Below are 25,608 nucleotides of genomic sequence, written 5' to 3'. Positions count from 1 at the left end.
GCCATGGGCTATTACAAGCACCACGTCTTCTTCTGCCTGAACGAGCGGCCCGAGGGGGAACGCCAGAGCTGCAACCGCTGCGGTGCCAGCAGTCTGCAGGCCTATGCCAAGGACAAGATCAAGGCGCTCAAGCTCGCCGGCCCCGGTGGCGTACGCGTCAACAAGGCCGGCTGCCTGGATCGCTGCGAGGAAGGCCCGGTGATCGTGATCTACCCCGAAGAAACCTGGTACACCTATCTGGACGAAAGCGATATCGACGAGATCATCAACGAGCATATCGTGGGTGGCCGTGTGGTCGAGCGCCTGAAACTCTGAGCACCCGTTTGCACCCGGGCCATCACGGCCCGATCGAAACCGACGCCCGCATCATTCCACACACATGAGTGGCAGCCTGGCTGCCTGCAAGGACGCCCCATGACCGAGCCACGCAAAGCCGCCACCTTCGAGCCGCTGTGGATCGCCGGCCCCGCCGGCCAGCTTGAATGCCTGAAGCTCGAATCGGCACTGCCCGTCGCGCGCGGCATTGCACTGATCGCGCACCCCAACCCGCTGGAAGGCGGCAGCTTTACCAACAAGATCGTGCATACGCTGGCCAAGACGTTGTCGCGGCTGGGCTATCACTGCTATTGCCCCAATCTGCGTGGTGTCGGCAATTCGGAAGGTGAGCACAGCCGCGGCGAGCACGAACCGGACGATATGGCCGCCGTGCTGGCGCATGCGCGTGCCGCCCACCCCGAAGCACCACGCCTGACGCTGGCCGGCTTCTCGTTCGGCACGCTGGTGCAATCGCGCTTGCGCCAGCGGCTGGCAGATGACGAGGTTGAAGGCCTGATTCTGGTCGGCCCTGCCGTCAGCCGTTATGACTTCCCCGCCGTGCCGGCCGACACGCTGGTCATCCATGGTGAAGAAGACGAGGTCGTCAGCCTGCAGGCCGTGCTGGACTGGGCCCGGCCGCAGCAACTGCCCGTGATCGTGGTGCCCGGCGTCGGCCACTTCTTCCACGGCCGGCTGACACAGCTTGCCACCATGGTCGAGCAGCAATGGCGTTTGCGCGGCTGACCGCATCGCGGCCATGAATCTGGCTGCAGCGCAGTTTCCCGATGACATCCTGGCCGTCGCCGGCGTGCTGGCTGCGGTGCTGCTGGTGCGCGCAGCCTGGCGCATCCCCTGGCTGACGCAAACCCAGCATGCGCTCACCGGCTGGTTTGGCGCGACCGTCGTGGTGCTGGGCATGTGGCAGCTCAAGGCCAGCATACAGCCGGGGCTGAGTTTTCATCTGCTGGGCGCCACCGCGCTGACGCTGATTGCCGGGCGGGATCGCGCCTTGCTGAGCATTGCCGCCATCCTCGCCGGCGAGGCGGCCTACGCACACGGCGAATGGGCCAGTCTGGGGCTGAACTGGCTGGTATGCAGCACCCCGGTCTGGATCACAGTGCTGCTGTTGCGTCTGTCGCGGGCGCGCATGCCGGCCAATTACTTCGTCTACATTTTCTTCAACGCCTTTGCCGCCGGCGCCATCGGCATGTGGCTGACGGGTCTCGTCACCTGCGTCTTGCTGGGGACAGCGGGGGCCTATCCGTTCAGCTTCCTGCTGGAAGAGCAGCTGCCCTACTATTTCCTGATGGGCTGGCCCGAGGCATTCAGCACCGGGCTCAATCTCAGCATCCTGGTGGTTTATCGCCCGCAGTGGGTGACCACCTTCGACGACGACTTCTACCTGCGCTAGCGCATTGACATCGATCTGCGCTAGCGCGCCGGCGCAGTCCCGGCTAGATTGAAAGCAATCCCTGCCCGACGCGCCATGCACAGCACCCGTACCCGCCTCAATCTGCTCATCATTCTTACCGTCACGCTGGTGCTGGCGCTCTCCGGCGTCTATTCCTACGAGCAAAGCCGCGAGCAATACCAGACTTCCCTGCGAGAAAACGAGCAGGCGCTGCAAAAGCGGCTGACCACCATTTTGCCTGGCATCTTGTGGAATTTTGACCAGGCACTGCTGCAACGCGTGCTCGACGCGCAAATGGAGTGGGCCGATCTGGAAACCCTGGCCGTCAGCGCCAATGACGGGCTGTTTGCCGGGCGTGAACGCCGGGACGGCAACGTGGTGCGCGTCGATGCCCTGCCGGCCGATCAGCAGGGCTACCGCACCCTGCCGATCGTGTACGAGGAAAGACCGGACAAGCCCATCGGCGTGGTGCAATACCGTGTCTCCACCGCCCGCATGGATGAGCGCCTGCACAAGCTGGTGCTGGAAAAGATCATCGAAATCCTGCTGCTGGACGCGCTGCTTACCCTGACCCTGGTGGTCTGCTTCAACATCATCATCGTCAAGCCGCTGCATACCCTGTCGAGCGCGCTGGATCACGCCGCCGGGCAGACGCATTTCTCGCTTGATGAACTCAAGCTGGGCGGCAACCTGCGCAATGAGTTCGGCCTGCTGGCGCAAAGCGTGCAGCGCATCGCGGCGCGCTTGCTCGCCGAGCTGGAAGAGCGCCGCAATGCCAATGCCGCGCTGAAAGACGCCATGTTCCGCGCCGATGAAGCCTACCACGAGCTGAAAATGGCGCAGAACGAGCTGGTGCAGGTCGAGAAAATGGCCTCGCTGGGCGGGTTGGTGGCCGGCGTGGCGCATGAGGTCAACACGCCGGTCGGCGTCATCCTCACCAGCGCCTCGGTCCTGGCCGAGGAAAGCCGCCAGATCCGCGATCTGCTGAGCGAGGGCGCGGTCAAAAAATCAGACCTGGTGCGCTATTGCGATACTGCAGTGCAATCGGCGGAACTGATCCTGGGCAATGCCGAGCGGGCCGGCGAGCTGATCCGCAGCTTCAAGCGCGTGGCGGTGGACCAGACTTCGGAAGCCCGCCGCACCTTCGAGCTGGGCGAGTATCTGAACGAAGTGATCGCCAGCCTGCACCCCACACTCAAGCGCAGCCAGCTGGAGGTGGAAATTCATTGTGTCCAGCCGGTCAATATGGATAGCTATCCGGGTGCGCTGTCGCAAGTCATCACCAACTTCATCACCAATGCCATCAGCCATGCCTATGAGGAGGGCCAGGCAGGACGCCTGGTGATCCATGCCGAACAGGAAGGCAGCAGCGTGACGCTCAGCTTTACCGATTTCGGCAAGGGCATACCCTACGAATACCAGAGCAAGATTTTCGACCCCTTCTTCACCACGCGCCGGGGCAGCGGCGGCAGCGGGCTGGGGCTGAACGTGGTTTACAACCTGGTCACGCAGACGCTGGCTGGCACCATTGCGGTCAAGAGCATGCCCAGCGAAGGCGCAACCTTCATCATCAGCATCCCGCTCTCGGCCCCCGCCCGAATGGCAACGCATGAAACTGCGTGAAAACAACCATGCAACGGGCATCGATACGGCGACCCTGCTATCCTTGCGCCTTTGCCCGCCGTACTTGCCATGACACCCTCGCTCCTGCTCTATTGCCGCCCCGGATTTGAAGATGACTGCAGCCGCGAGCTGGCCACCCACCTGCAGGATGAAGGTGAGTGGGAAAACGGCGACGGCTATGTGCTGTTCACCCCCAACGATTACGCCGAAGCGCAGCGCCTGCTGCGTGAACTGAGCGTCGACCAGCTTATTTTTGCCCGCCAGATGGTGTTTGCCGTCGCGCGCGTGAAGCTGGGCGAGCGTGACCGCCTCGGCCCGCTGCTGAGCGCGCTGGGCGAGCTGCCGCCCAATTTGCAAGGGCCATGGAGTGAAGTGTGGCTGGAGCACCCGGACAGCGATGCAGGCAAGCAGCTCTCGGGCTTCTGCAAACGCTTCGGCAGCATCGTTGCCAAGGAACTGGCCGAGCACCTGGGGCCCAAGCAGGGCCGCTGGCGCCTGCACCTGTTCTACCCCAGCATGGAAGAGGTCTTTGTCTGCATTGCCGATCCGGCGCGCAGCAGCCCGTGGCCGCTGGGCATTGCGCGCGTACGCATGCCGACCGGTGCGCCAAGCCGCTCGACCCTCAAGCTATCCGAAGCCTTCATGGTGCTGGTGCCCGATGCAGAGCAGAAACTCAAGGCCGGCATGGTCGGCGTCGATCTGGGTGCAGCACCGGGCGGCTGGACCTTTCAGCTGGTCAGCCGCGGACTGAAGGTCTTCGCCATCGATAACGGCCCGATGAAGGGCGACATGGCCATTCACCCGTATGTGAAACACCTGCGCGAAGACGGCTTCAAATACAAGCCGCAGCACCCGGTCGACTGGCTGGTGTGCGATATGGTCGAGCAACCGCAGCGCATTGCTGCACTGATCGCACGCTGGTTTGCCAGCGGCATGACGCGCCACGCGGTGTTCAACCTCAAGTTGCCGATGAAAAAACGCTGGCAGGAGATCGAGCGCTGCTTCGACCTGATCGACAACGAGCTGGATGCCGCCGGCATCCAGTACACGCTGATCGCCAAGCAGCTCTACCATGACCGCGAGGAAATCACCTGCTATCTGGGCCGCCCCAGCGGGCGCCAGCGTTGACAGCAGCGAAGCGCTACCACTAGGCTTACAAACATACCATCAGCAAGGAATGCACATGCTCAAGGAGTTCAAGGAATTTGCCATGCGTGGCAATGTGGTCGATCTGGCGGTTGGCGTGGTGATCGGCGCAGCCTTCGGCAAGATCGTCGACTCGCTGGTCAAGGACGTGATCATGCCGCCGCTGGGCTTCATCATCGGCAAGGTCGATTTTGCCAACATGTTCCTTGTACTGGCAGAAGGCAAGACACCCGGCCCCTATGCATCGGTTGACGTGGCGCAGAAGGCTGGCGCGGTTACGCTCAACTACGGTGTGTTCATCAATACCTGCATCAGTTTCATCATCGTGGCCTTTGCGATCTTTCTGGTGGTCAAGGCCATGAACAAGCTCAAGCGCGACGAACCCGCCGCACCGGAAGCACCGGCGGCCACGCCGGAAGACATCGTGCTGCTGCGCGAAATTCGCGACGCCCTCAAAAAATAGCCCAGTCAGCCCCAAGAAAAAGCGCCGGTCTTACCGGCGTTTTTTCTTGCAGCCGGCTATAACTCAGGTGTTGATCCCGCCCGAGGTACATCATGAAACGACGCACCCTGCTTGCTGCCGCTGCGGCCTCGCCACTGTTTTGGGCGCTGCAGGCGCTGGGGGCACCGGCCATCGTGCAGGGCATACGCAGCCTCAAAGGCAGCGTCAGCATCAATGGCAAGCCAGCCCGACAGGGTGATCTGGTGCATGACGGTGATGTGGTAGAAACCGGGCCGGACAGCCAGGTGAGTTATGTGGTCGGCAAGGATGCTTTCCTGCAGCGCGAGAACAGCCGGGTGGAAATCGGCGGCAATGCCGCCAAGCGGGTATTGCGGCTGGCAACCGGCGCCTTGCTGGGCGTATTCGGCAAGGGCGACATCACCTTGCACACCAGCACCGCCACGATAGGAATACGCGGCACCGGCTGCTACCTGGAGAGCGAAGCCGGCCGCAGCTATGTGTGCCTGTGCTACGGCAAGGCCGAGCTGACCCCGACCGCCGCGCCGGACAAGGCAATCCGTTATCAGACCCATCACCACGACAGCCCCTACTGGGTGAACGACGATGGTGACGTACTGATCCCGGCCAAGACCATCAACCATACCGATGCCGAACTCACCCTGATTGAAGCGCTGGTCGGGCGCAAACCGCCATTCCGCAAGAGCTATGGCGATTATGAGTATTCTGCTTATGGGCACGAGCACGACTGATGCCCGAGATGCAGCCATGAAAAAACGCCGCACACAGCGGCGTTTTTTCATGGCTCAAGCGGGTGTGATTCAATCCGCGAGGGCTTGCTCCAGAACCTCGATGAAGCGCGCATTCTCTTGCGGCAGGCCGATGGACACGCGCAGCGAGTTCGGCATGTTGTAACCGGCCAGCGGGCGCAGGATCACGCCATTCTGCAGCATGTACTGGTTCAGCGCTTTGGCATCGCCGACGTGGAAGGTCACGAAGTTGCCCCAGCTCTGGATGAACGGAATGCCCAGGCGCTGCAGCGTGCCGGTGATCTGCGCCATGCCCTCGCTGTTGATGCGCACCGACTCACGCAGGAATTCCATGTCGTCCAGCGCGGCTTCTGCTGCTGCCAGCGCCAGATTGTTGACGTTGAACGGACGGCGCACGCGGTTGATGATGGCGGCCACTTCCTCGCTCATCAGCGCAAAACCCACGCGCAGGCCCGCCAGGCCATACGCCTTGGAAAAGGTGCGGCACACCAGCAGATTGGGGAACTGGCGCAGCCAGTTGACCGAGTCGGAGCGCTTTTCAGCCGGCAGGAACTCGGTATACGCCTCGTCCAGCACCACCAGCACGTCCTTCGGACACTTTTCGAGGAATTCAATCAGGTCGCCCGGGCGCGCCAGCGTACCAGTCGGGTTGTTCGGATTGGCGATCCACACCACGCGCGTATCGGGGCGGATGGCGGCCAGCATGGCCTCTAGGTCGTGGCCGTAATCAACGGCCTTCACTTCAATACCGGTGGCGCCGGTAGCCTGCACCGCCAGCGGGTAGACCGCAAAGGTGTATTGCGAATAGACCGACGACACCCCCGGCGCCAGGAAGGCATGCGCGATGAATTCGAGAATGTCGTTGGAACCGGCGCCGAGAATGATCTGGCTTTCTTTCACGCCGAACTTCTGGCCGATCTTGTGCTTGAGCGAGAATGCCGCGTCGTCCGGGTAGCGCGCCAGATCACCCAGTTGCGCTGCTACCGCCGCCTTGGCCTTGGGGCCGATGCCGAGCGGATTTTCATTCGATGCCAGCTTGACGATGCTTGCCGGGTCGAGGTTCAACTCGCGGGCAACTTCCTCGATCGGGCGACCGGGTTGGTAAGGCGAAATGGCACGGACGTATTCGGGGGCAAGATCACAAAGCGACATGGGGCTATCCTGACTGGCTGGCACACTGAAACCTCAAGATTACCACGACAAACCGGTGCCGACGTCCGTCGCGCCACGCTTTGCATCGTGCATTTTGCTCACTATGTTGGGGGTGAGGCTCACAGGAATCGCGAGCGTGTACCCAGTCCCTCTCACCGACTTCCTTCACCCTCGCTCCATCCTGACGCTGGCCGCAGCCGTGTTCTTTACCAGCGGCTTCGTCATGACGCTGATGGGCGTGCGGCGGCGCGTCTACCCCGGCTACTGGCACTGGGTGGCGGGTGAGTTTGCCTTCGCACTTAGCGCGCTGGCGATTGCCTGCCGCGACATGTATTCGGTGTTCTGGTCCATCCATCTCGGCAATGCCCTGCTGCTGCTGCAACCGGTGCTGATTGCTGCCGGCCTGCGGCGCTTTCTGTCGCAAACCATAGGCCGGCGCGAACGGGTTGATTACCTGCTGTGGGCCTTTGCCTACGGCTGCTGGCTGCTCAGCATGCTTGGCAACGCCCCGGCGGCCATGCCCATTTTCATTTTTTCGCTTGGTTTCCTGCTGCTGAGCGCACGCCTGATCCAGCTGGGCTACCGCAACCAGTACGAATCATTGCAGGGCACGCTCGATTTGCTGCTGGGCAGCTACGCGCTGTGTGCGCTCACCCAGCTGGCACGCGGCATATACAGCCTGACCAGTGCACAGACCGGTACCGACCCCCTGTTCGGCCTCTCCTTCATTGCCTTTGTGCTGCTGGCCATCATCACCCTCAGCACGCTGCTGCTGATGAACTACGAGCGCGCCGAGGGTGAATTGCGCGCCATCGAGTCGCAGCTGATGGAGCTGGCCAATACCGATGTGCTGACCGGCATCCCCAACCGCCGCCATTTCATGTTCCTGGCCGAGCGCTTGCAGGCCATTGCCGCGCGCGGGCCACGCCCGGCACTCTTGATCATCGACGTGGACCATTTCAAGGAGATCAATGACGCACGCGGCCACCTGACCGGGGACATGGTATTGCGTGCCATCACCGGCCGGATTGGCGAGGTGCTGCGTGGTGGCGACACGCTGGGCCGGCTGGGCGGCGACGAATTCGCCGTACTGCTGCCCGGCAGCGATGCGCGCACCGCGGGCCACGTGGCATCGCGTATCGTCAAGCACATCCGCACGCTGACCATTGCCGATTTCGGCCCTGCCCCGACACTGAGCATAGGCATGGCCGAATTCATGCCTGGCGATACCGTCAGCGACGTGATGCGCCGCGCCGATCAGGCCCTCTATGCAGCCAAGCGCGCCGGCCGCAATTGCGCGATGACGCCAGACGGCGTGCATTGCAGCGATGACCTGGAGGAAGCGGCCTGAGTCCGCTCAGTGCCGCCTGAGCACCATGCGCAAGCTGGCTGGCAGATTGAGCTGCACCAGCGCCAGTACACGGCTTTCGACGATGGGCTCGAAACCGTGGCGCACATAGAACTTCACCGCACCGGGATTGCCGCTATCGACATCGGTATGCACCTGCACATGCCCGGCCGCATCGGCACGCAATACGATATCGCGCAGGATGCGGCTGCCCAGACCATGCCCGCGCCATTCCGGCGCCACCGCCAGCGAGCGCAGATACCAGGCGTCGGGCGGAACATGGGGAAACAGGAAGGCCAGCTGGGCGTGGTGGCGGTGCAGCACCGAGACATCGAGCGGCAGCAGATCAAGTTGCCGGATCAGCGCCTCGTGGTGTTCGGCTGCTTCATGCGCCGGATAGTGCGAGGCCACGGCCACCAGTTGATCACCGCGCAGCCAGACCTGATGCCGCGTATGGCTGTAACAGCCCTCACCCGCCTGCCACAGCAGGGCCAGATTGGTCAGGATCAGCTCCGGGGTGAGCGCGAACCAATAATCGTAGTAGGCAGGATCAGACTGGTAGATCAGCGCAGCGGCGTGGCGCGCATCGGCAGGCTGGCCGGCGCGCTCGATAAAATCCGGGGCAAGCATGAGCACCTCCCGCAGTGGTCATCGTTACCACTATAGTGCGCATGCGGCACGCCGCCTTGACCGGCAGCAAACCGTTCAGCTTTTGCGCTGCAGGTCTTCCTTGGCCCAGTACGCTGGCAACAGCGGTGTGGCCAGTAAACGATCCAGCAATGGTGCCGGCTCGGCCGCGTATTGCAGCTTGGCGAATTCGGCCTCGCGCACGAACCCCTGCGCCACTGTTTGCTGCAGGAAGTGCCACAGGCCGGTGTAGTAACCGGCGGTATCCAGCAGGCCGACCGGCTTGCCGTGCAGGCCGATCTGACCCCAGGTCAGGATTTCGAACAGCTCGTCGAAAGTACCAAAACCACCCGGCAAGGCAATAAAAGCATCCGCCAGCTCCGCCATCTGCGCCTTGCGCGTGTGCATGGAGTCAACCACATGCAGCTCGGTGCAGCCCGGCAGCGCCAGCTCGCGCTCGACCATGAACTCGGGAATCACCCCGATGACGTTACCGCCAGCAGCAAGGCAGCTTTCGGCCACCTCGCCCATCAGGCCGACCTTGCCGCCGCCGTAGACCAGCGCCAGATCGCGCTGCGCCAGCAGAGTGCCCAGCTCGCGCGCCGCTGCGGCATAGGCCGGATCGGCACCATGGCGCGAGCCGCAGAAGACCGCAACCGCCTTCACAGCACCGCCACGGGATAGGCGCCCAGCACCTTGACGAAGGCGGCCGTGCCGCGCAGCTCGTCCAGCGCGGCAGTCAGCCTGGCATCGCTGGCATGACCTTCGACATCGACGAAGAACAGGTATTCCCACAGGCCGGTGCGACTGGGGCGTGACTCGAATTTGGTCATCGATACGCCATGGCGCGCCAGCGGCTCGATCAAGGCATGCAGCGCGCCCGGGCGATTGGGTGCGGAAATGACCAGCGAGGTCTTGTCCTTGCCCGATGCCGTGGTGTGCTGGTGGCCCAGCACCAGAAAGCGCGTGGTGTTGTTCGGTTCGTCTTCGATATTCTCGGCCAGCTTGAGCAGGCCGAATTTTTCGGCCGCCGCATCGCCGGCAATCGCCGCCGAAGTGATATCCAGACTGGCCAGGCGCGCAGCTTCGGCATTGCTGGCTACCGAGATGCGCTCGACATCGGCCGGCAGGTTCTTGTTCAACCATTCATGGCACTGCGCCAGACTTTGCGCGTGCGAGTAAACCCGCTTGATCGCACTGCGATCCGGGCCCTGGTGCAGCAGGTGATGATGGATGCGCAGCACCACTTCGCCACAGATGGACAGCGGCGAGTTCACCATCAGGTCCAGGGTGCGGCCCACCGCGCCTTCGGTCGAGTTTTCCACCGGGGCCACTACATAGTCGGCGCTGCGCGATTCAACCGCGCGGAAGGCGTCGTCGATGGAGGCACAGGCCTGCGTGCTGGCCGCGTGGCCAAAATGCTTGATGGCCGCAGCCTGGCTGAAGGTGCCTTCGGGGCCGAGGAAGGCGATGGTCAGCGGGCGCTCCAGCGCCAAACAGGCCGACATCACCTCGCGAAACAGCTTGGCGGCGGCTTCGTCCGACAGCGGGCCCTGATTGATTTCCCTGATGCGGGTCAGCACCTGCGCTTCGCGCTCGGGGCGGTACACCACGCCACTGCCCTTGATCTCGCCAATGGTGCGCGCGTGCTGCGCACGCTGGTTCAGTAGCGCCAGTACTTGCGCATCGATGGCATCAATGGCGTCACGATGGACTTTCAGTTGCTCTTCGCTCATGCGCTCAACCCTTGCTGCTTGCGAATTCACGCATGTAATCAGTCAGCGCGCGCACGCCTTCCACCGTCATGGCGTTGTAGATCGATGCACGCATGCCGCCGACCGAGCGATGGCCCTTGAGCTGCAGCAGCTCACGCGCCTTGGCGCCTTCAAGGAAGGCGTCATCCAGCGATTCGTCACCGAGCGTGAACGCCACGTTCATGCGCGAGCGGTTGGCACGGTCGACCGGACAATGATAGAAACCACCCGATGCATCAATGGTTTCATACAGCAGCGCAGCCTTTTCGATATTGCGTTGCTCGATGGCACGCACGCCGCCCTGCGCCAGCAACCACTTGAACACCAGGCCAGCCACATAGATGGCAAAGGTGGGCGGTGTGTTGTACAGCGATTCACCGTCGGCCTGCACCTTGTAGTCCAGCATGGTCGGCGTTTCCGGGCGGGCGCGGCCCAGCAGGTCTTCGCGCACGATCGCCAGGGTAAGGCCCGACGGGCCGATGTTTTTCTGCGCACCGGCATAGATCAGGCCGAACTTGCTCACGTCGACCGGCTTGCTGAGGATGTTGGACGACATGTCGCAAATCAACGGCACGTTGCCGGCATCCGGAATAAACGGGAATTCGACCCCGCCTATGGTTTCGTTCGAACAGTAGTGGAGATAAGCCGCGTTGGCGGTTTTCTTCCAGCCGGCTTCATCGGGCACGTAGCTGAAGTTGCGGTCTTCGCTGCTGGCCGCGATGTTGACATTGGCGTAGCGGCGCGCTTCCTTGATGGCGATCTTGGACCAGTGACCGGTGTTCACGTAGTCAACGGTGTCATCCTGGCGTGCAAGGTTGAGCGGCAGCATGCTGAACTGGAAGTGTGCACCACCCTGCAGAAACAGCACCTTGTAGTTGGACGGAATGCCCATCAACTGGCGCAGATCGGCCTCGGCCTCGTGGATGATCTGCGTGAACTCCTTGCCGCGATGGCTCATTTCCATCACGCACATGCCGGTACCGTGCCAGTCGGTCAGCTCCTGCTGCACTTGCAGCAGCACTTCGCGAGGCAACACGGCCGGGCCGGCACTGAAGTTGAACACCTGGGTCATGCAATTTTCCTTCTTGCTGGAAGCGGGCCATCAGGCCAGCAGAAAATGGGCGCGTGCGGCGGCAATGGGCTTGCTGCGGTCGTCCTGCCAGGCAGTCAGCAGCACGTTGGCAATCCGCTTGCCCTGGCGCACGATCTCGCAACTGGCGTAGACATCCTGCGGGCGGCCGCTGCGCAGGTAATCGATGGAGAAATCCACCACCTTGGGCAGCACCGACGCCTCGTGCGCCCACATCAAGTGACAGATTGCGGCATTCTCGAGGAAGCCGCCAATCACACCGCCGTGCAAGGCGGGCAGTAACACATTGCCGATATTCGATGCGCGATAAGGCAGCACGAACAGCGGCTCGCCATCGTGCTCACGCACTTCGGCGCCGATCAGCCCAGCATAGGGAATACGGGCCAGCACGGCTTGCAGATCGGCGATGCTGTCGACGTTCAGGTCCGGGCAGCTCATGCGCCCTCCTTGCCCAGCGGGGTACGGGCAAAAGTGCCGACGGCGTAGGCCACCGGCTTGGAGACATCGTCCTGAAATGCGGTGGCGCGGGTAAAGGCGATGTGTTCGGTCATGCGGTAGCACTCGGCGGTGCAATACACCGGCGCATCCGGCTTGGCCGGGCGCAAATAGTCGATGCGCAGGTCCAGCGTGGCAACGGCTTCGGGCGCGGACAGCAAGGTATAGATGGCGCTGCCGCTGGCGGTATCGATCAAGGTCGTGACCACCCCGCCATGCAGCACGCGCGTTTGCGGATTGCCGATGATGGCGTCGGAAAACGGCAGCTCAAGCGTGACACTGCCGGCCGACGAGCTCAGATGTTTGATCCCCAGCAGCTTGCAGTGCGGCAATTGCTCGAACCACTGCATGATCTGGGCGAAAAAAGCCGGTGCATGCACCGGCTCTGCATTACGCTTCGGCGTTTCCGTCATCGTCACCCGTGTCGCCTTCGAGTTCGTCATCGTCCGATTCGGCCTCGCAGACCTTTTCCAGTACCGACAGTTTCTCGCCGGCATCCAGATTGATCAGGCGCACGCCCTGGGCTGCGCGGCCGGTTTCACGAATTTGATTGACCTTGGTACGGATCAGCACGCCACCGGTGGTGATCAGCATCAGGTCGTCACTGTCTTCAACCAGCGTAGCAGCAACCAGCTTGCCGTTGCGCTCGCCGGTATCAATGGCGATCACGCCTTGCGTGCCACGGCTGGTCAGGCGGTAATCACCCACCGGAGTGCGCTTGCCATAGCCGTTTTCGGTAGCGGTCAGCACCTGCTGGTCGTCGTCGTTGGCCACCAGCAGCGAAATCACCTGCTGGCCTTCCTGCAGCAACATACCACGCACGCCACCGGCTGTGCGGCCCATGGCGCGTACATCGTTTTCGTTGAAGCGGACCGACTTGCCGGCGTCCGAGAACAGCATCACCTGGTCGTTGCCGTGGGTCAGCGCCACGCCGATCAGGTAGTTGCCCGGATCGAGGTCGATGGCGATGATGCCCTTGCGCATCGGGCGCGAGAAATTGGCCAGCGAGGTCTTCTTCACCGTGCCGTCGGCCGTGGCCATGAACACGTACTGCTCTTCGCTGAATTCCTTGACCGACAGTACGGCGTTGATCTTTTCGTCGTCCTGCAGCGGCAGCAGGTTGACGATGGGGCGACCACGGCTGGTGCGGCCACCCTGCGGCAGCTCATACACCTTGAGCCAGTAAACGCGGCCGGCCGACGAGAAGCAGAGGATGTAATCGTGGGTATTGGCCACAAACAGCTGGTCGATGAAATCGTCGTCCTTGGTGGCTGCGCCCTGCTTGCCACGACCACCGCGCTTCTGCGCACGGTATTCGTCGGTCGGCGTGGCCTTCATGTAGCCGCCATGGGTCAGGGTCACCACCATGTCTTGCGGGGTGATCAGGTCTTCCAGACCGATATCCTCACCGTGCAGCACGATTTCCGAGCGACGTGCATCGCCGAAGTTGGTCTTCACTTCAGCCATTTCGTTGCCGATGATTTCGGTCACACGTTCCGGCTTGGCCAGGATATCCATCAGGTCGAGGATGCGTTCCATCACTTCGCGGTATTCACCAACGATCTTGTCCTGCTCCAGACCGGTCAGGCGCTGCAGGCGCAGCTCCAGAATGGCCTGGGCCTGCAGGTCCGACAGGCGATAGCCATTGGCGCCCATGCCGAATGCGGCCGACAGGCCTTCCGGGCGCGACGCGTTGATGTCGGTGCGCGACAGCATGTCGCTGACCAGTTCCGACTTCCACTCGCGGCCCATCAACGCCACCTTGGCTTCCGGCGGCGTGGCCGCAGCCTTGATCAGCGCAATGATTTCGTCGACGTTGGACAGCGCCACCGCCAGACCTTCCAGGATGTGACCGCGCTCACGCGATTTGCGCAGTTCAAACGCGGTGCGGCGGGTAACGACCTCGCGGCGGTGCTTGAGGAAGCACTCCAGCACCTGCTTGAGGTTGAGCAGGCGCGGCTGGCCATCGACCAGCGCCACCATATTGATGCCGAAGCTGTCCTGCAGCTGCGTCTGCTTGTAGAGATTGTTGAGCACGATGTCGGGCATTTCGCCGCGCTTGAGCTCAATGACCACGCGCATGCCGGATTTGTCCGACTCGTCGCGGATTTCGGAAATGCCTTCGATGGCCTTGCCGCGTACCAGCTCGGCAATTTTTTCCAAGAGGCGCGCCTTGTTGACCTGATACGGCAACTCGTCAACGATGATGGCCTGACGGTCGCCATTCTTGCCGCAGTCTTCAAAGTGCGTGCGCGCACGCATCACCACGCGGCCTCGGCCGGTGCGGTAGCCTTCACGCACGCCATGAATGCCGTAGATGATGCCGGCGGTCGGGAAGTCCGGCGCCGGGATCAGGTCGATCAACTCGTCGATGCTGATTTCCGGGTTGGCCAGCAAGGCCAGCGCGCCATTGATGACTTCACTGATATTGTGCGGCGGGATATTGGTGGCCATGCCGACCGCGATGCCCGACGAGCCGTTGACCAGCAGGTTGGGCACGCGCGTGGGCAGTACCGTCGGCTCCAGCTCTTTCTCGTCATAGTTGGGCGAGAAATCGACGGTTTCCTTGTCGAGGTCGGCCAGCAGCTCACCGGAAATGCGCTGCAAGCGACACTCGGTATAACGATAAGCCGCCGCGCTGTCGCCGTCGATGGAGCCGAAGTTGCCCTGCCCCTCGATCAACATGTAGCGCAGCGAAAAATTCTGCGCCATGCGTACCAGCGCCTCGTAGGCGGCGCTGTCGCCGTGCGGGTGGTACTTGCCCAGCACGTCACCGATCACGCGGGCGCACTTCACATACGGGCGATTCCACACGTTATTGCTTTCGTGCATCGCAAACAGGATGCGGCGGTGCACCGGCTTCAGTCCGTCACGTACATCAGGCAACGCACGGCCCACGATCACGCTCATCGCGTAATCGAGGTAGGAACGGCGCATTTCCTCTTCTAGACTGACTGGAATTGTTTCTTTGGCGAAGCTAGGTTGTTCGGACATATTCCGGGTGTATACACGACTGCGAGGTGATCGGGACTGATGCTTCAACCGCACATTTCATGGAACCAAAACGCGCAAAGCATCTCCATACCGAGTTTATCATGCCCGGCAATGTGCTCCAATTGTCATGAATTCGTACAAAAATTCACGCGGTTTTCATTTGCCTATCAATTTGTTAGGACATTAGAATAATGTTCATGTAGGGAAGCAGCTCGCGAGTTGACAACCCTTCCGGCAATGCCCTGATATACAAGTAAGAAGTGCCAACACGTCTAACAAAGGAGAATCTCCATGCTGCTCAAACAAACGCTCTCCAGCCTTGCCATCGCTGCTGCACTGGGCATGACTGCATCGGCTTACGCCGCTACTGATGCTTATGTGACCAACTCGACCAACGTTTCGGCTGAAAACCCGGAAGGCGTGGTCAAGAACGGCATCGGCGAATGCTGGCAAACCGGCACCTGGTCCGCAGCCAAGATCGTGAAGGGCTGCCCGGGCTATGTTGAGGCGACCAAGGCTGCCCCGGTCGTAACACCGAAGCCGGAAGTGAAGCCGGAAGTGAAGCCGACCCCGGTTGCCCCGGTCGTGAAGAGCAAGAAGTTCACACTGCGCACCGACGTGCTGTTCGACTTCAACAAGTCGACCCTGAAGCCGCAAGGCAAGGATGCTCTCGACAAGCTGTATGACGAAGTGAAGGGCATGGATCCGAAGGAAGGCCAAGCCGTCGTCGTGGGTTACACCGACCGCCTCGGCAGCGACAAGTACAACTTCGACCTCGGCTACCGTCGTGCCAAGGCCGTGGCTGACTACCTGGTGACCAAGGGCGCACCGGCAGACAAGATCCACGCTGAATCGCGCGGCGAAGCCGACCCGGTGACTGGCGATACTTGCAACAAGATCAAGGCCCGCAAGGCGCTGATCGAGTGCCTGTCGCCGGATCGTCGCGTTGAAATCGAAGTGAAGGGTGTGCAGGAAGTCATGACCAAGTAATTGGTCCACCCCGAAAGCCCCGCTCCGGCGGGGCTTTTTTATTTGCGCTTGCGCCCATATCTTTGCACTACCTACTTTATCCAGCGCGGGAGCCTTTCCTTGACCGCCATACAAAAATTCGCGCTGATCGGCAGCCTGCTGCTGGCCGGCACCGCACATGCAGATGCCATCAGCGACCTGCGTACCTTCCTGGCCGGCAACACCAGCATGCAGGGCCAGTTCAAGCAAACCGTGCTCAGCAAACAGGCCGGTGCCAAGCCGGCAGTCAGCAGCGGCAGCTTTGCCGTGCAACGCCCCGGCAAGTTCCGCTGGGCCTATGCCAGCCCCTATGAACAGCTGATCGTCGGCGATGGCAAGCAAGTCTGGCTGTACGACGCTGACCTCAAGCAGGTCACCATCAAGCAGGTGGGGGCCGCGCTGGATGCCAGCCCTGCCGCCGTGCTGGCCGGCGAGCAGATCGACAAGCAGTACGAGCTGCGCAACCTGCCCGGCAAAGATGGTCTGGCCTGGGTGCTGGCCACACCGCGCAACAGCGAATCAACCTTCCGCCGCGTTGAAATCGGCCTGCGCGGCAGTGAACTGGCCGAGATGGTGCTGTATGACCAGTTTGGCCAGACCACCCGTGTGGCGGTAAGCCAGCTGGTGGTCAACGCCAAGATCGATGCCGGCCAGTTCCGTTTTATCGCCCCCAAGGATGTCGATGTCGTCCGCGAATGACCTGTTCGCCGCGCCAGCGCGCGAGCCACTGGCCGAGCGCCTGCGTCCGCGCAGCGTCGAGGACGTGATCGGCCAGCGCCAGTTGCTGGCCGATGGCAAACCGCTGGCGCTGGCGATTGCCTCTGGTCAGCCGCATTCGATGATCTTGTGGGGCCCGCCGGGTGTCGGCAAGACCACACTCGCCCGCCTGCTGACCCAGCATTTCGATGCCGAATTCATCCCGCTGTCGGCCGTGTTTTCGGGCGTGAAGGACATCCGCGCCGCAATGGAAGAGGCCGAGCGCAATCGCAGCATGGGCCGGCACACCATTCTGTTCGTTGATGAGGTGCACCGCTTCAACAAGAGCCAGCAGGATGCCTTTCTGCCCTTTGTTGAATCGGGCCTGGTCACTTTCATCGGCGCTACCACCGAAAACCCGTCGTTCGAGGTCAATGCCGCGCTGCTGTCGCGCGCGCAGGTCTACGTACTGAAGGCACTGGACGACGACGAGCTGACCAGCCTGCTGGAACGCGCGCGCAGCAAGGCCTACCCGGCCCTGCAGTTCAGCGATGACGCCATCAGCACGCTGGTGGGTTATGCCGACGGCGACGCCCGCCGGCTGCTCAACCTGATCGAACAAGCCGCCACCGCCGCCGAAGTGGCCAAACGCGACGAAATCGACGCCGATTTCATTGCCAACGCACTCAGCCTGAATGCACGCCGCTTCGACAAGGGCGGCGACAATTTCTACGACCAGATATCCGCACTGCATAAATCGGTGCGTGGCTCCAGCCCGGACGGTGCGCTGTACTGGTTCACCCGCATGCTCGATGGCGGCGCCGACCCGCGTTATCTGGCGCGGCGCATCGTGCGCATGGCGTGGGAGGACATTGGCCTCGCCGACCCGCGCGCGATGCAGATCTGCAACGATGCCGCCGCCACCTTCGAGCGCCTCGGCAGCCCCGAGGGCGAGCTGGCGCTGGCGCAGGCCGTCATCTATCTGGCCATCGCGCCCAAATCCAACGCCGGCTACATGGCCTACAACAATGCGCGGGCCCTGGTGCGCGGCGACAAGAGCCGCGAAGTGCCGGTGCACCTGCGCAACGCCCCGACCAAGCTGATGAAGGAACTGGGCCACGGCAAGGCCTACCGCTACGCGCACGACGAACCGGACGCCTATGCCGCCGGCGAAAGCTATCTACCCGCCGGACTGGAAGGCACACGCTTTTACGAGCCGACGCCACGCGGGCTGGAAGGCAAGATCGGCGAAAAACTGCGCCATCTGGCCGAGCTGGACGCGGCGTGGCTGGCCGAACACAACACCAAACGCTAAATAAGCTAAGCAAGTTTTTAGCAAAAGCAAAGCATGGCTAAATCCGATGTATCATTTGCTAAATTCGCCCCATCCCTACCCTCGCCACATTATCTATGCTCGACATCAACCAACTCCGTAACGAACTCGATCACGTGGTCGAGCGCCTTGCCGCACGCGGCATTGCCTTCCCGGCTGCCGAATTCACCGCGCTGGAGGCCGAACGCAAAACATTGCAGACCGCCACGCAAGACCTGCAAGCCAAGCGCAACAGCGTGTCCAAGCAGATCGGCATTGCCAAATCCAAGGGCGAGGATGTCGCGCCGATTCTGGCCGAAGTGGAAAACCTCAAGGGCGAGCTGGGCGCAGCGGAAACCGCGCTGGCCGCGCTGCAGGACAAGCTCAACACCCTGCTGATCTCCACTCCCAACCTGCCGGATGTTTCGGTGCCGACCGGCAAAGACGAAACCGAGAATCAGGAAGTACTGCGCTGGGGTACACCGCGCACCTTCGATTTCGCCGTCAAGGATCACGTTGATCTGGGTGCTCCGCTGGGCCTCGATTTCGATACCGGCGCCAAGCTGTCAGGCAGCCGTTTTTCGGCGCTGCGCGGCCCGATCGCGCGCCTGCACCGCGCGCTGGCGCAGTTCATGCTGAACACGCACACCAACGAGCACGGCTACGAAGAGGTCTACACCCCGTACCTGGTGAACTCCGCCAGCATGACCGGCACCGGCCAGCTGCCCAAGTTCGAGGAAGACCTGTTCAAGGTCAACCGCCCGGATGCCGAGCCGCTGTATCTGATCCCGACTGCCGAAGTGCCGGTGACCAACTTCGTGCGCGATGAAATCCTCAAGGCCGAGCAACTACCGCTGAAGTTCGCCGCCCACACGCCCTGCTTCCGCTCGGAGGCTGGCTCCTACGGCCGCGACGTGCGCGGCATGATCCGCCAGCACCAGTTCGACAAGGTGGAAATGGTGCAGATCGTGCACCCGGAAAAATCGTTTGCCGCGCTGGAAGAACTCACCGGCCACGCCGAACGCATCCTGCAATTGCTGGAACTGCCCTACCGCAAGGTGCTGCTGTGCACCGGCGACATGGGCTTTGGCAGCACCAAGACCTATGACCTGGAAGTCTGGCTGCCGGCGCAGAACACTTACCGCGAAATTTCCAGCTGCTCGAACATGGGCGCCTTCCAGGCCCGCCGCATGCAAGCCCGCTTCAAGAACGAAGCCGGCAAGAACGAGCTGGTGCACACGCTGAACGGCTCCGGTCTGGCCGTGGGCCGCACGCTGGTGGCGGTGCTGGAAAACTATCAGAACGTGGACGGCAGCATCACCGTGCCGGCCGTACTGCGCCCTTATCTGGGCGGGCTGGAAAAGCTGAACGCCTGATTACTCAGGGTCTCCAAACCAAACAGCGGCCTATCAGCCGCTGTTTTTTTGCCTGCAGGGCAACGCACCCGGCATCACACCAGAGCGCCGAACGCGCGCAGTAGTAGTTGATCCTGAGCGAATACGCAGCCAGGTAAAGAGCTGCATTCGTCCAGCAAACCTCACCACCCAGCCACAACGCTGTCGCAACGCCAGACTGGCGCCGGAAACACGGCGGCACGGCTTGGCAAAGAGTCCTCCCTCAGGTATAGTTCGCCCTCCTCTCTGGAGAGATGGATGAGTGGTTTAAGTCGCACGCCTGGAAAGCGTGTATAGGTTAATAGCCTATCGGGGGTTCGAATCCCCCTCTCTCCGCCAAGATATACGATTAAGCCCCTGATTTTTCAGGGGCTTTTTCTTTTTCTCAAAAATCAGTATGCCATTCGGTATACCAAGTCCGCGTGGATACCATTGCACCTCTGCAGAACATCTCGCACCAGCCCCCATGCTTTCTCAACTGAGCTGGCTCATTCCAGCCTTCCATCAGATACAGCTCAAATGCCCCGGCATGATGGCCCCGCCTGTTCACCCAGTTGAAATGGTCATGCATCGATACGCACCTCCAAGTACGTACTCCATGATCATTAATCATGGAGTACGTCAGCGGAATCAACTCACGAACATCGACGACTTCTTGCTTTTGCGGCGCATGCGATAGGAGTCCACGGCCAGATGCCAATCGAAGGGGTCCTGAACCAACTGCGGGCTCATATCGAGATACTGCAGCCCGCCGCTGTGCCAATACCCGATTCTTTGTTGACTTGCCAACAGATGCAACACCGGCTCCAAGTTCGCCGCACGACGCAGCTTGGTAGGTACAACACCTTTCAGCACATCGTTCTTGATGATGTAGCGGTTGTTGTTCTTCAGAGCACGACCATGCATCCACAAAAACACAGCCTCAGCATCAATATTGAGTTGTGGCACCGGCGGAGGTGGTACGAACAGGCGTAAATATTCGTTGGCATACCACATGACGATCTCGATTGACGCGTTCAAAATCGGCAGCGAAATTTCATGACCACCGGTTTCAAAAAGCTGCAACAGGGCCGCGACACGCGCAATCTGTCGGTCAAGCTTCGAAGCTAGGTCTTTCGCTTGGGCAAATGCACCGCACGGCATCAGCTCGTTCTTGATTTGCTGCAGATGCTGAAAATAGCGGATTTCTGCATCCACACCGAACCGTAGGACCTGCCGCTCGGTAACGGGCTGGCCGTTTTTATCGATGCCTTGCTTCAACAACTGGGTGGCTCGCTCATGCAGCCAGCCCTGATGGCTATGCTGCCACTCCTGTGGCTGCGCTGCGCGCCAGCCTTGTGTGCTAGGCGGTTCGCAGATCAAGCAGCGTGCCAGCAACCCCAATTCCCGTGCCTCGTCACCACGTCGCGCGAAGTAGCGCTCCAACGGGCCACGCTGAAGGAACAGCGACAACGTGACACGCGGATTTTCCACTACGAAGGACTGTTTTTCGGCGCGACGGTCGATAGTCAAATTCTGACCATCCCACAACTGATTAAACATACCAAGCTCAGTCGATGCGCGACCATTGAAAAACATGGTTGAATCGCCCCTGCTTTCCTAGACACCTCAAGAGCCTCAAACTGAGACCCAGAAGGAGGTGTCATGAGCAGTCCGCGTTACCCTGAAGAGTTCAAGATCGAAGCGGTCAAGCAGATCACTGAACGTGGTTATCCCGTCGCAGAAGTCGCCAGCCGTCTCGGCGTATCTGCCCACAGCCTGTATCAATGGCTGAAACGCTTGGACCCCAAGCGCACCAAGTCGACCGAATCTGCCGACCAGCAAGGCGAAATCCGCCGGCTTAAAGCAGAGCTGAAACGGGTGACCGAGGAGCGCGACATCCTAAAAAAGGCCGCCGCATACTTTGCCAAGGAGTCCGGGTAAGGTATGCCTTCATCCGGGCCCACGAGCAGCAGTTTCCTGTTCGACGCCTGTGCCGTGTCATGTCCGTGCACCCCAGTGGGTACTACGCCTGGAAGGCCAAGCCACATTCGCCCCGTGCCCGTGAAGACCAGCGCTTGCTGGGGCAAATCAAACAAGCCTGGCTGGAGAGTGGCTGTGTCTATGGTTACCGCAAAGTGCATGACGACCTACAGGCACTAGGGGAGCGCTGCGGCAAGCATCGTGTGGCACGGCTGATGAAGCAGGAGAGCCTGCGTTCGCAAACCGGCTATCACCGACGCCCCGGGCATTACAGTGGACGCCCGGCGGTGGTTGCACCGAACCACCTGCAGCGCCAGTTCAACGTGGATGCGCCAAACAAAGCTTGGGTAACCGACATCACCTACATCCGTACGCATGAGGGATGGCTGTACTTGGCGGTGGTGCTTGATCTGTTCTCGCGGCAGGTGATTGGTTGGTCGATGCAATCACGTATCAACAGGGAACTGGTTTTGAATGCCCTGTTGATGGCGGTATGGCGACGCCAGCCCACGCAGGAAGTTCTGGTGCATTCCGATCAGGGAAGCCAATTCAGCAGTTATGACTGGCAGGACTTCTTGAAGGCGCATCGTTTGGTACCCAGCATGAGCCGGCGCGGGAACTGCCACGACAATGCGGTTGCGGAGAGCTTCTTCCAGTTGCTGAAGCGGGAGCGCATCAAGCGAAAAACCTATCACGACCGGGAAGAAGCCCGACGGGACATCTTCGACTACATCGAGTTGTTCTACAACCCGAAGCGTCGTCATGGTTCCGCAAACGGGCTATCGCCGGTAGAGTTTGAAAGGCAGTATTTCCAACGGCTCAAGAGTGTCTAGAGAAGTTGGGGCGATTCAGTGACTATCCCACCATACTTGATTACCTTTTTCATGGCGGTTTCCTGGTCAGCAAGTGGATGGCAGAAATCAATTTGATGGTATTTCATGCGGCGCTTGAAAGTCGAAACGCCCCATGAGCTGAGCAGCCAGCGCAAGCGGCACCGTGCTTACCCCTTGTATCCAGGCTTCCCTGTCCATCTCCACCGCCAGCAGCGCAGAAAGCTGCCGTGTCATGGAGGAGGTCCGTGACAAGATCAGCGCAATGGTGGCTGCTTCAAATGGGCGGGAAGAGAAATGCTGCAGCCAATGGCTGAAAGCATCGCGATTGGCAAAGGCCGGTAGCAACGGGCGCAGGTAGTGCGCCCGCTCATAGCTGTCGGTAAAGAAGTACAGGGTCTGCAGTGCAGCCATCCAGTGCTGCCCATCGGCAAACCACACTCTTGGCGAAACCTGACTGCCGATCAACGTCAAGACTCGCCCTTGATGTGGCCCCAGCGTGCGTGGTCGGATCGGGATCGCCACGTCGTCCTGCCAATGGCCGGCTGTGTGCAAGGCTTGCTGAGCGGCCAGCAGCAAGTCTTCCTTGGTGTGCGCAGACAGACGAATCAGCGCGCGCTGGCGCAGCAATTTGCCGGTGTGCACATCGTGGAACAACGCCGCCTTGGTCCGCGCTTGGGGAGTATTCATTCTGGCGATACCGCAGTTCAAATCCTGAGCTGATCCAGCTGGCCGCCGGCGGAGAGGAAATCGACGACCCACTGCGGCTTGCGGCCGTGGCCGGTCCAGGTCTGATTGCGATCCTGGGGATTGCGGTAGCGGGCTATCCCCTTGATCTTGGTCTTCTGCTTGGCCGGCTTCTCTGGCTCGCCCAATAGCTCGCGCAGCGAGAAGCCCTTCTCAGCAGCCAAGGCCTTGAGTTCGTCCAAGAGGGCTTGGCATCCCTCCTGGCGGCGAACTGCAATGACCGTATCAAGCTCAATCCGTAGCTGCCGAAGCTCTTCCAATGATCGACTAGTTAAACTGTTCAAATAAAACCCTCCCAATTTCCCCAATCGCAGCCCTTCAACAACTTCACTCCAAAATTTAATGGGACAGTCTAAAAAACCAAACAAAACCCCGACTCTTTAGAAAAGACCATCAAAAAATTCGTTAAATCCGTTCGAAATTTTTCTCATATACTTCCTTGAGCAGGAAAATTCCTCTGGCTCTTCGTCAACAGACCAGTAATAAATACTTTCCCGCCCCTCACCGCCGACACAAAGCAATACCCTATTTCCGGCAGGATCGTATGCAATTGGAATGAAGTCAGATGGGATGGCACCACTAGCAACATACTCTTCGTACTCTACCTCCAAAGACTCTTCTTCATTAGTCCCTGCAGAAAAGAAGCGTACAACCATGGACTCCACTTTCTTATCTAGCGTAACAAAACGCTTTGGGCTAGGTTTCCCACCATTTGTATTGATGAGAAAAGATTTATATTCATCGGAAAATGAAATTCCAAATTTCTTTTCCAGCCCATCAAGAACATCCACACCTATCTGGCTTCTTTGTTCTAAAATTGAGGTCATAGCGCCTCCAGCATCAAGTTGCAATTGCTCTGATAAAGTCACGAAATGTATTTGCCACAACAGTCAAGTCGCTTAAATTCTCTACATTTAGCTCTTCTTCATGATCCCAAAAATAAATACGGCCTTGCGAATCACCTTTTAGCCCCAAGCAAAACAAGTTTCCTGCGACATCCTCCGCTATGGGAAGAACTTCAGAAGGAACTCTACCAGAGGAAACATAAAAGTCGTAGTTTGTGTTCAAATTTATTTCATTCCGAACACCAAACCCATACCAATTCTTGATGACTGTAGCATTGGCAAATTCATGCTGAGAAAAATTGACTTCCAAAAAATCAGGTAAGTCCACCTTCTTCAAAAAGAATACATAATCATCCGGAAGCTCAATCCCCTTAGCTCTTTCGAATGACTCTCGGAATTGGTCAAAATCTTTTTCATTAATTTTAAACATCACCAACCTCAATACTTAGAACCCGATGCACCACCGGTATGGGGGGCCGCAGCATGTGCATCTTCGCGAATAAGCTGCATGGTCTTCCCATCCTGATGGTGATGCCAGGTATACCCTTCAGGATGACTGTACGCCTGATCTCCAAAACCAGCTTTTTGATTGGCCGCTTTAAAATCTGTGGTGTTGTTGCCGGTCATGTTGATTTCGACCTCGGATTTGCCGGGGCCATTGTATTTATAAGGCGAAAAATCTGGATATCCGTCGCGATATGTTACGTCAAATGTTTTCCCATTTTTACCTTTTAACGTGTAGGTGACGGACCCATCTTCATTAATCACCTTTTTCTCGTATGTTCTCGGCTGCCTTGGCTTACGATTTTTCCCTTTCTTGACCTCTGATTTTGGCTTGACCTTGGCACCATCACCGGGACTACCTTCGCCTTTGGGCTTGCCCTCTTTCTGCGGCTCATGCGGCTTGCTCTTCTTGGCCGCTTCTTCTGCCTGCTTCTTCGCGGCGTCTTCCTCAGCTTTCTTGAGTGCAGCTTTCTCGGCATCTTTGGCCGCGCTTTTCTCCAGTGCCTTGGCGCCTTCCTTGACCAGTGCCTTTTCAAGGTCTTTGCCCACAGCCTTGGTCATACCAACGACAAGTAACTTTGCACCGGCTTTGGGCGACAGGTTACTCAGCAAGGCTCCGCCCTTTTCCGCATCGGTGAGATTCGGAAAGGGCTCCGGAATGAGTGGAATGCTACCCGGGTTTTGCAGGATTTGCTCTGCCTGTGCCTTGATGGCTTCGCCACCGGGTGTCGGACTGATGGACTCGGCGTATTGCACCCAGCTGGCCCCTTCGGCAGAGGCGAGCATGGACAGGAGGTTCGCACCGCCCACGGTGACGTTGGCCGTATCTTTGGCAAAGCCGGTTACACCTTCCACAGGCTTGTCGAGCGCTTGCTCGACTTCGTGCAGCATGGACTTGGCACCTTCCACACCCTTGGCTGCATTTTCTTTTGCCCAAGCCCATGCTTTTTCAGACCAGGCTTTGAGCTGTGCCGGGGTCAACACCTTTGCGGGGTCGGCGGTTTTGGTCAGCTTGCCACCCTGAACCAAACCGCCGGGTATCGGCATCGTGACGTACAGCCCCGGACAGTTGCCGCCGTTGAGCGTGCAGGTGTCGTTGTTGCGCACCACAGACTTGCCTTCGAT

At 60.0% G+C, this 25,608-nt stretch carries 27 protein-coding genes and 1 tRNA gene; 14 read left to right on the top strand and 14 right to left on the bottom strand.

What is annotated here, in order from left to right:
* Positions 1-3 precede the first annotated feature (3 nt).
* The 7 genes from B9A19_RS17305 (at position 4) to B9A19_RS17275 (ending at position 5,707) form a co-directional block, all read left to right on the top strand.
* Positions 4-315, top strand: coding sequence for a (2Fe-2S) ferredoxin domain-containing protein (locus tag B9A19_RS17305; protein WP_084092417.1), 312 nt, complete (start codon positions 4-6; stop codon positions 313-315).
* Between the two features lie 99 nt (positions 316-414).
* Positions 415-1,059 carry an alpha/beta hydrolase gene (locus tag B9A19_RS17300; RefSeq protein WP_084092416.1) on the top strand — a complete coding sequence of 215 codons (645 nt, stop codon included), beginning with the start codon at positions 415-417 and terminating at the stop codon, positions 1,057-1,059.
* Between the two features lie 13 nt (positions 1,060-1,072).
* Complete coding sequence (locus B9A19_RS17295) at positions 1,073-1,726, top strand: energy-coupling factor ABC transporter permease (RefSeq protein ID WP_084092415.1); 654 nt, start codon at positions 1,073-1,075, stop codon at positions 1,724-1,726.
* Between the two features lie 75 nt (positions 1,727-1,801).
* Entirely contained in the window at positions 1,802-3,349 is a 1,548-nt protein-coding gene (locus B9A19_RS17290) for a sensor histidine kinase (protein ID WP_084092414.1), read from the top strand.
* Positions 3,350-3,418: 69 nt separating this feature from the next.
* The gene (gene rlmM / locus B9A19_RS17285) at positions 3,419-4,477 is read left to right on the top strand and encodes a 23S rRNA (cytidine(2498)-2'-O)-methyltransferase RlmM (protein ID WP_084092413.1); all 1,059 of its coding nucleotides are present in this window, start codon (positions 3,419-3,421) and stop codon (positions 4,475-4,477) included.
* A gap of 49 nt (positions 4,478-4,526) precedes the next feature.
* Entirely contained in the window at positions 4,527-4,958 is a 432-nt protein-coding gene (gene mscL / locus B9A19_RS17280; protein ID WP_084092412.1) for a large conductance mechanosensitive channel protein MscL, read from the top strand.
* Positions 4,959-5,050: 92 nt separating this feature from the next.
* Positions 5,051-5,707, top strand: coding sequence for a FecR family protein (locus B9A19_RS17275; RefSeq protein WP_084092411.1), 657 nt, complete (start codon positions 5,051-5,053; stop codon positions 5,705-5,707).
* A 69-nt stretch (positions 5,708-5,776) separates the two neighbouring features.
* Here the strand turns inward: B9A19_RS17275 and hisC are convergent, their stop codons facing one another.
* Positions 5,777-6,877 (bottom strand): histidinol-phosphate transaminase, encoded by a 1,101-nt coding sequence (hisC, locus tag B9A19_RS17270; RefSeq protein WP_084092410.1) that lies wholly within the window; start codon positions 6,875-6,877, stop codon positions 5,777-5,779.
* Between the two features lie 136 nt (positions 6,878-7,013).
* Between hisC and B9A19_RS17265 the strand changes: the two genes are divergently transcribed.
* Positions 7,014-8,228, top strand: coding sequence for a GGDEF domain-containing protein (locus B9A19_RS17265; protein WP_176216996.1), 1,215 nt, complete (start codon positions 7,014-7,016; stop codon positions 8,226-8,228).
* A 6-nt stretch (positions 8,229-8,234) separates the two neighbouring features.
* Here B9A19_RS17265 and B9A19_RS17260 read toward each other — a convergent pair whose 3' ends face one another.
* From B9A19_RS17260 to gyrA, 7 genes are all read right to left on the bottom strand, one after another.
* Complete coding sequence (locus tag B9A19_RS17260) at positions 8,235-8,855, bottom strand: GNAT family N-acetyltransferase (protein WP_084092408.1); 621 nt, start codon at positions 8,853-8,855, stop codon at positions 8,235-8,237.
* Positions 8,856-8,930: 75 nt separating this feature from the next.
* Positions 8,931-9,518 carry an LOG family protein gene (locus B9A19_RS22810; RefSeq protein ID WP_084092407.1) on the bottom strand — a complete coding sequence of 196 codons (588 nt, stop codon included), beginning with the start codon at positions 9,516-9,518 and terminating at the stop codon, positions 8,931-8,933.
* Positions 9,515-10,588 (bottom strand): prephenate dehydratase, encoded by a 1,074-nt coding sequence (gene pheA, locus B9A19_RS22805; protein WP_084092406.1) that lies wholly within the window; start codon positions 10,586-10,588, stop codon positions 9,515-9,517. The genes B9A19_RS22810 and pheA overlap by 4 nt, the downstream gene beginning before the upstream one ends.
* Positions 10,589-10,592: 4 nt before the next feature.
* Positions 10,593-11,678: a 3-phosphoserine/phosphohydroxythreonine transaminase gene (serC, locus tag B9A19_RS17245; protein WP_084092405.1), complete on the bottom strand. Its 1,086-nt coding sequence runs from the start codon at positions 11,676-11,678 to the stop codon at positions 10,593-10,595.
* Between the two features lie 30 nt (positions 11,679-11,708).
* On the bottom strand, positions 11,709-12,134 hold the full coding sequence (locus B9A19_RS17240; RefSeq protein WP_084092404.1) for a PaaI family thioesterase: 426 nt from the start codon (positions 12,132-12,134) through the stop codon (positions 11,709-11,711).
* Positions 12,131-12,634, bottom strand: coding sequence for a PaaI family thioesterase (locus B9A19_RS17235; protein ID WP_245804374.1), 504 nt, complete (start codon positions 12,632-12,634; stop codon positions 12,131-12,133). Before B9A19_RS17235 ends, B9A19_RS17240 begins: the two co-directional genes overlap by 4 nt.
* Positions 12,582-15,185, bottom strand: a complete 2,604-nt coding sequence (gene gyrA, locus B9A19_RS17230; protein ID WP_084092402.1) for a DNA gyrase subunit A — start codon at positions 15,183-15,185, stop codon at positions 12,582-12,584. The genes B9A19_RS17235 and gyrA overlap by 53 nt, the downstream gene beginning before the upstream one ends.
* A gap of 291 nt (positions 15,186-15,476) precedes the next feature.
* On the opposite strand from gyrA, the gene B9A19_RS23370 reads away from it, so the two are divergent.
* The 5 genes from B9A19_RS23370 to B9A19_RS17205 all read left to right on the top strand — a co-directional run bounded on the left by B9A19_RS23370 (position 15,477) and on the right by B9A19_RS17205 (position 19,934).
* A complete protein-coding gene (locus tag B9A19_RS23370) occupies positions 15,477-16,175 on the top strand; it encodes an OmpA family protein (protein ID WP_084092401.1) in 699 nt (232 codons plus the stop codon).
* A gap of 99 nt (positions 16,176-16,274) precedes the next feature.
* Positions 16,275-16,892, top strand: coding sequence for an outer membrane lipoprotein periplasmic chaperone LolA (lolA, locus tag B9A19_RS17220; RefSeq protein ID WP_245804373.1), 618 nt, complete (start codon positions 16,275-16,277; stop codon positions 16,890-16,892).
* Positions 16,876-18,204 carry a replication-associated recombination protein A gene (locus tag B9A19_RS17215; RefSeq protein WP_084092400.1) on the top strand — a complete coding sequence of 443 codons (1,329 nt, stop codon included), beginning with the start codon at positions 16,876-16,878 and terminating at the stop codon, positions 18,202-18,204. The genes lolA and B9A19_RS17215 overlap by 17 nt, the downstream gene beginning before the upstream one ends.
* Before the next feature lie 95 nt (positions 18,205-18,299).
* The gene (gene serS / locus B9A19_RS17210) at positions 18,300-19,577 is read left to right on the top strand and encodes a serine--tRNA ligase (protein ID WP_084092399.1); all 1,278 of its coding nucleotides are present in this window, start codon (positions 18,300-18,302) and stop codon (positions 19,575-19,577) included.
* Positions 19,578-19,843: 266 nt separating this feature from the next.
* Positions 19,844-19,934, top strand: a tRNA-Ser gene (locus B9A19_RS17205).
* A gap of 291 nt (positions 19,935-20,225) precedes the next feature.
* Here the strand turns inward: B9A19_RS17205 and B9A19_RS17200 are convergent.
* Entirely contained in the window at positions 20,226-21,173 is a 948-nt protein-coding gene (locus B9A19_RS17200; protein ID WP_084092398.1) for a DUF3987 domain-containing protein, read from the bottom strand.
* 66 nt (positions 21,174-21,239) lie between these two features.
* Between B9A19_RS17200 and B9A19_RS17195 the strand changes: the two genes are divergently transcribed.
* Positions 21,240-22,390, top strand: a protein-coding gene (locus B9A19_RS17195; RefSeq protein WP_139798934.1) for an IS3 family transposase whose coding sequence is annotated in 2 segments (ribosomal slippage) — positions 21,240-21,486 and positions 21,486-22,390 — 1,152 coding nt in all. Because the reading frame shifts where the segments join, the coding sequence is not laid out codon by codon here.
* An 87-nt stretch (positions 22,391-22,477) separates the two neighbouring features.
* Here B9A19_RS17195 and B9A19_RS17190 read toward each other — a convergent pair.
* The 5 genes from B9A19_RS17190 to B9A19_RS17170 all read right to left on the bottom strand — a co-directional run.
* Positions 22,478-23,098 (bottom strand): hypothetical protein, encoded by a 621-nt coding sequence (locus B9A19_RS17190; protein WP_139798933.1) that lies wholly within the window; start codon positions 23,096-23,098, stop codon positions 22,478-22,480.
* Positions 23,095-23,316 (bottom strand): H-NS histone family protein, encoded by a 222-nt coding sequence (locus B9A19_RS17185; RefSeq protein WP_373278034.1) that lies wholly within the window; start codon positions 23,314-23,316, stop codon positions 23,095-23,097. The genes B9A19_RS17190 and B9A19_RS17185 overlap by 4 nt, the downstream gene beginning before the upstream one ends.
* 198 nt (positions 23,317-23,514) lie before the next feature.
* The gene (locus tag B9A19_RS17180; RefSeq protein ID WP_139798932.1) at positions 23,515-24,003 is read right to left on the bottom strand and encodes an SMI1/KNR4 family protein; all 489 of its coding nucleotides are present in this window, start codon (positions 24,001-24,003) and stop codon (positions 23,515-23,517) included.
* Entirely contained in the window at positions 23,975-24,409 is a 435-nt protein-coding gene (locus B9A19_RS17175) for an SMI1/KNR4 family protein (RefSeq protein ID WP_084092394.1), read from the bottom strand. Before B9A19_RS17175 ends, B9A19_RS17180 begins: the two co-directional genes overlap by 29 nt.
* A gap of 8 nt (positions 24,410-24,417) precedes the next feature.
* A partial coding sequence (locus B9A19_RS17170; RefSeq protein WP_176216995.1) for an HNH endonuclease occupies positions 24,418-25,608 on the bottom strand: 1,191 nt, incomplete at its 5' end.

Source organism: Andreprevotia lacus DSM 23236, from assembly GCF_900176275.1.
Lineage (GTDB): Bacteria > Pseudomonadota > Gammaproteobacteria > Burkholderiales > Chitinibacteraceae > Andreprevotia > Andreprevotia lacus.
This window is presented reverse-complemented; position numbering and strand designations above follow the sequence as displayed.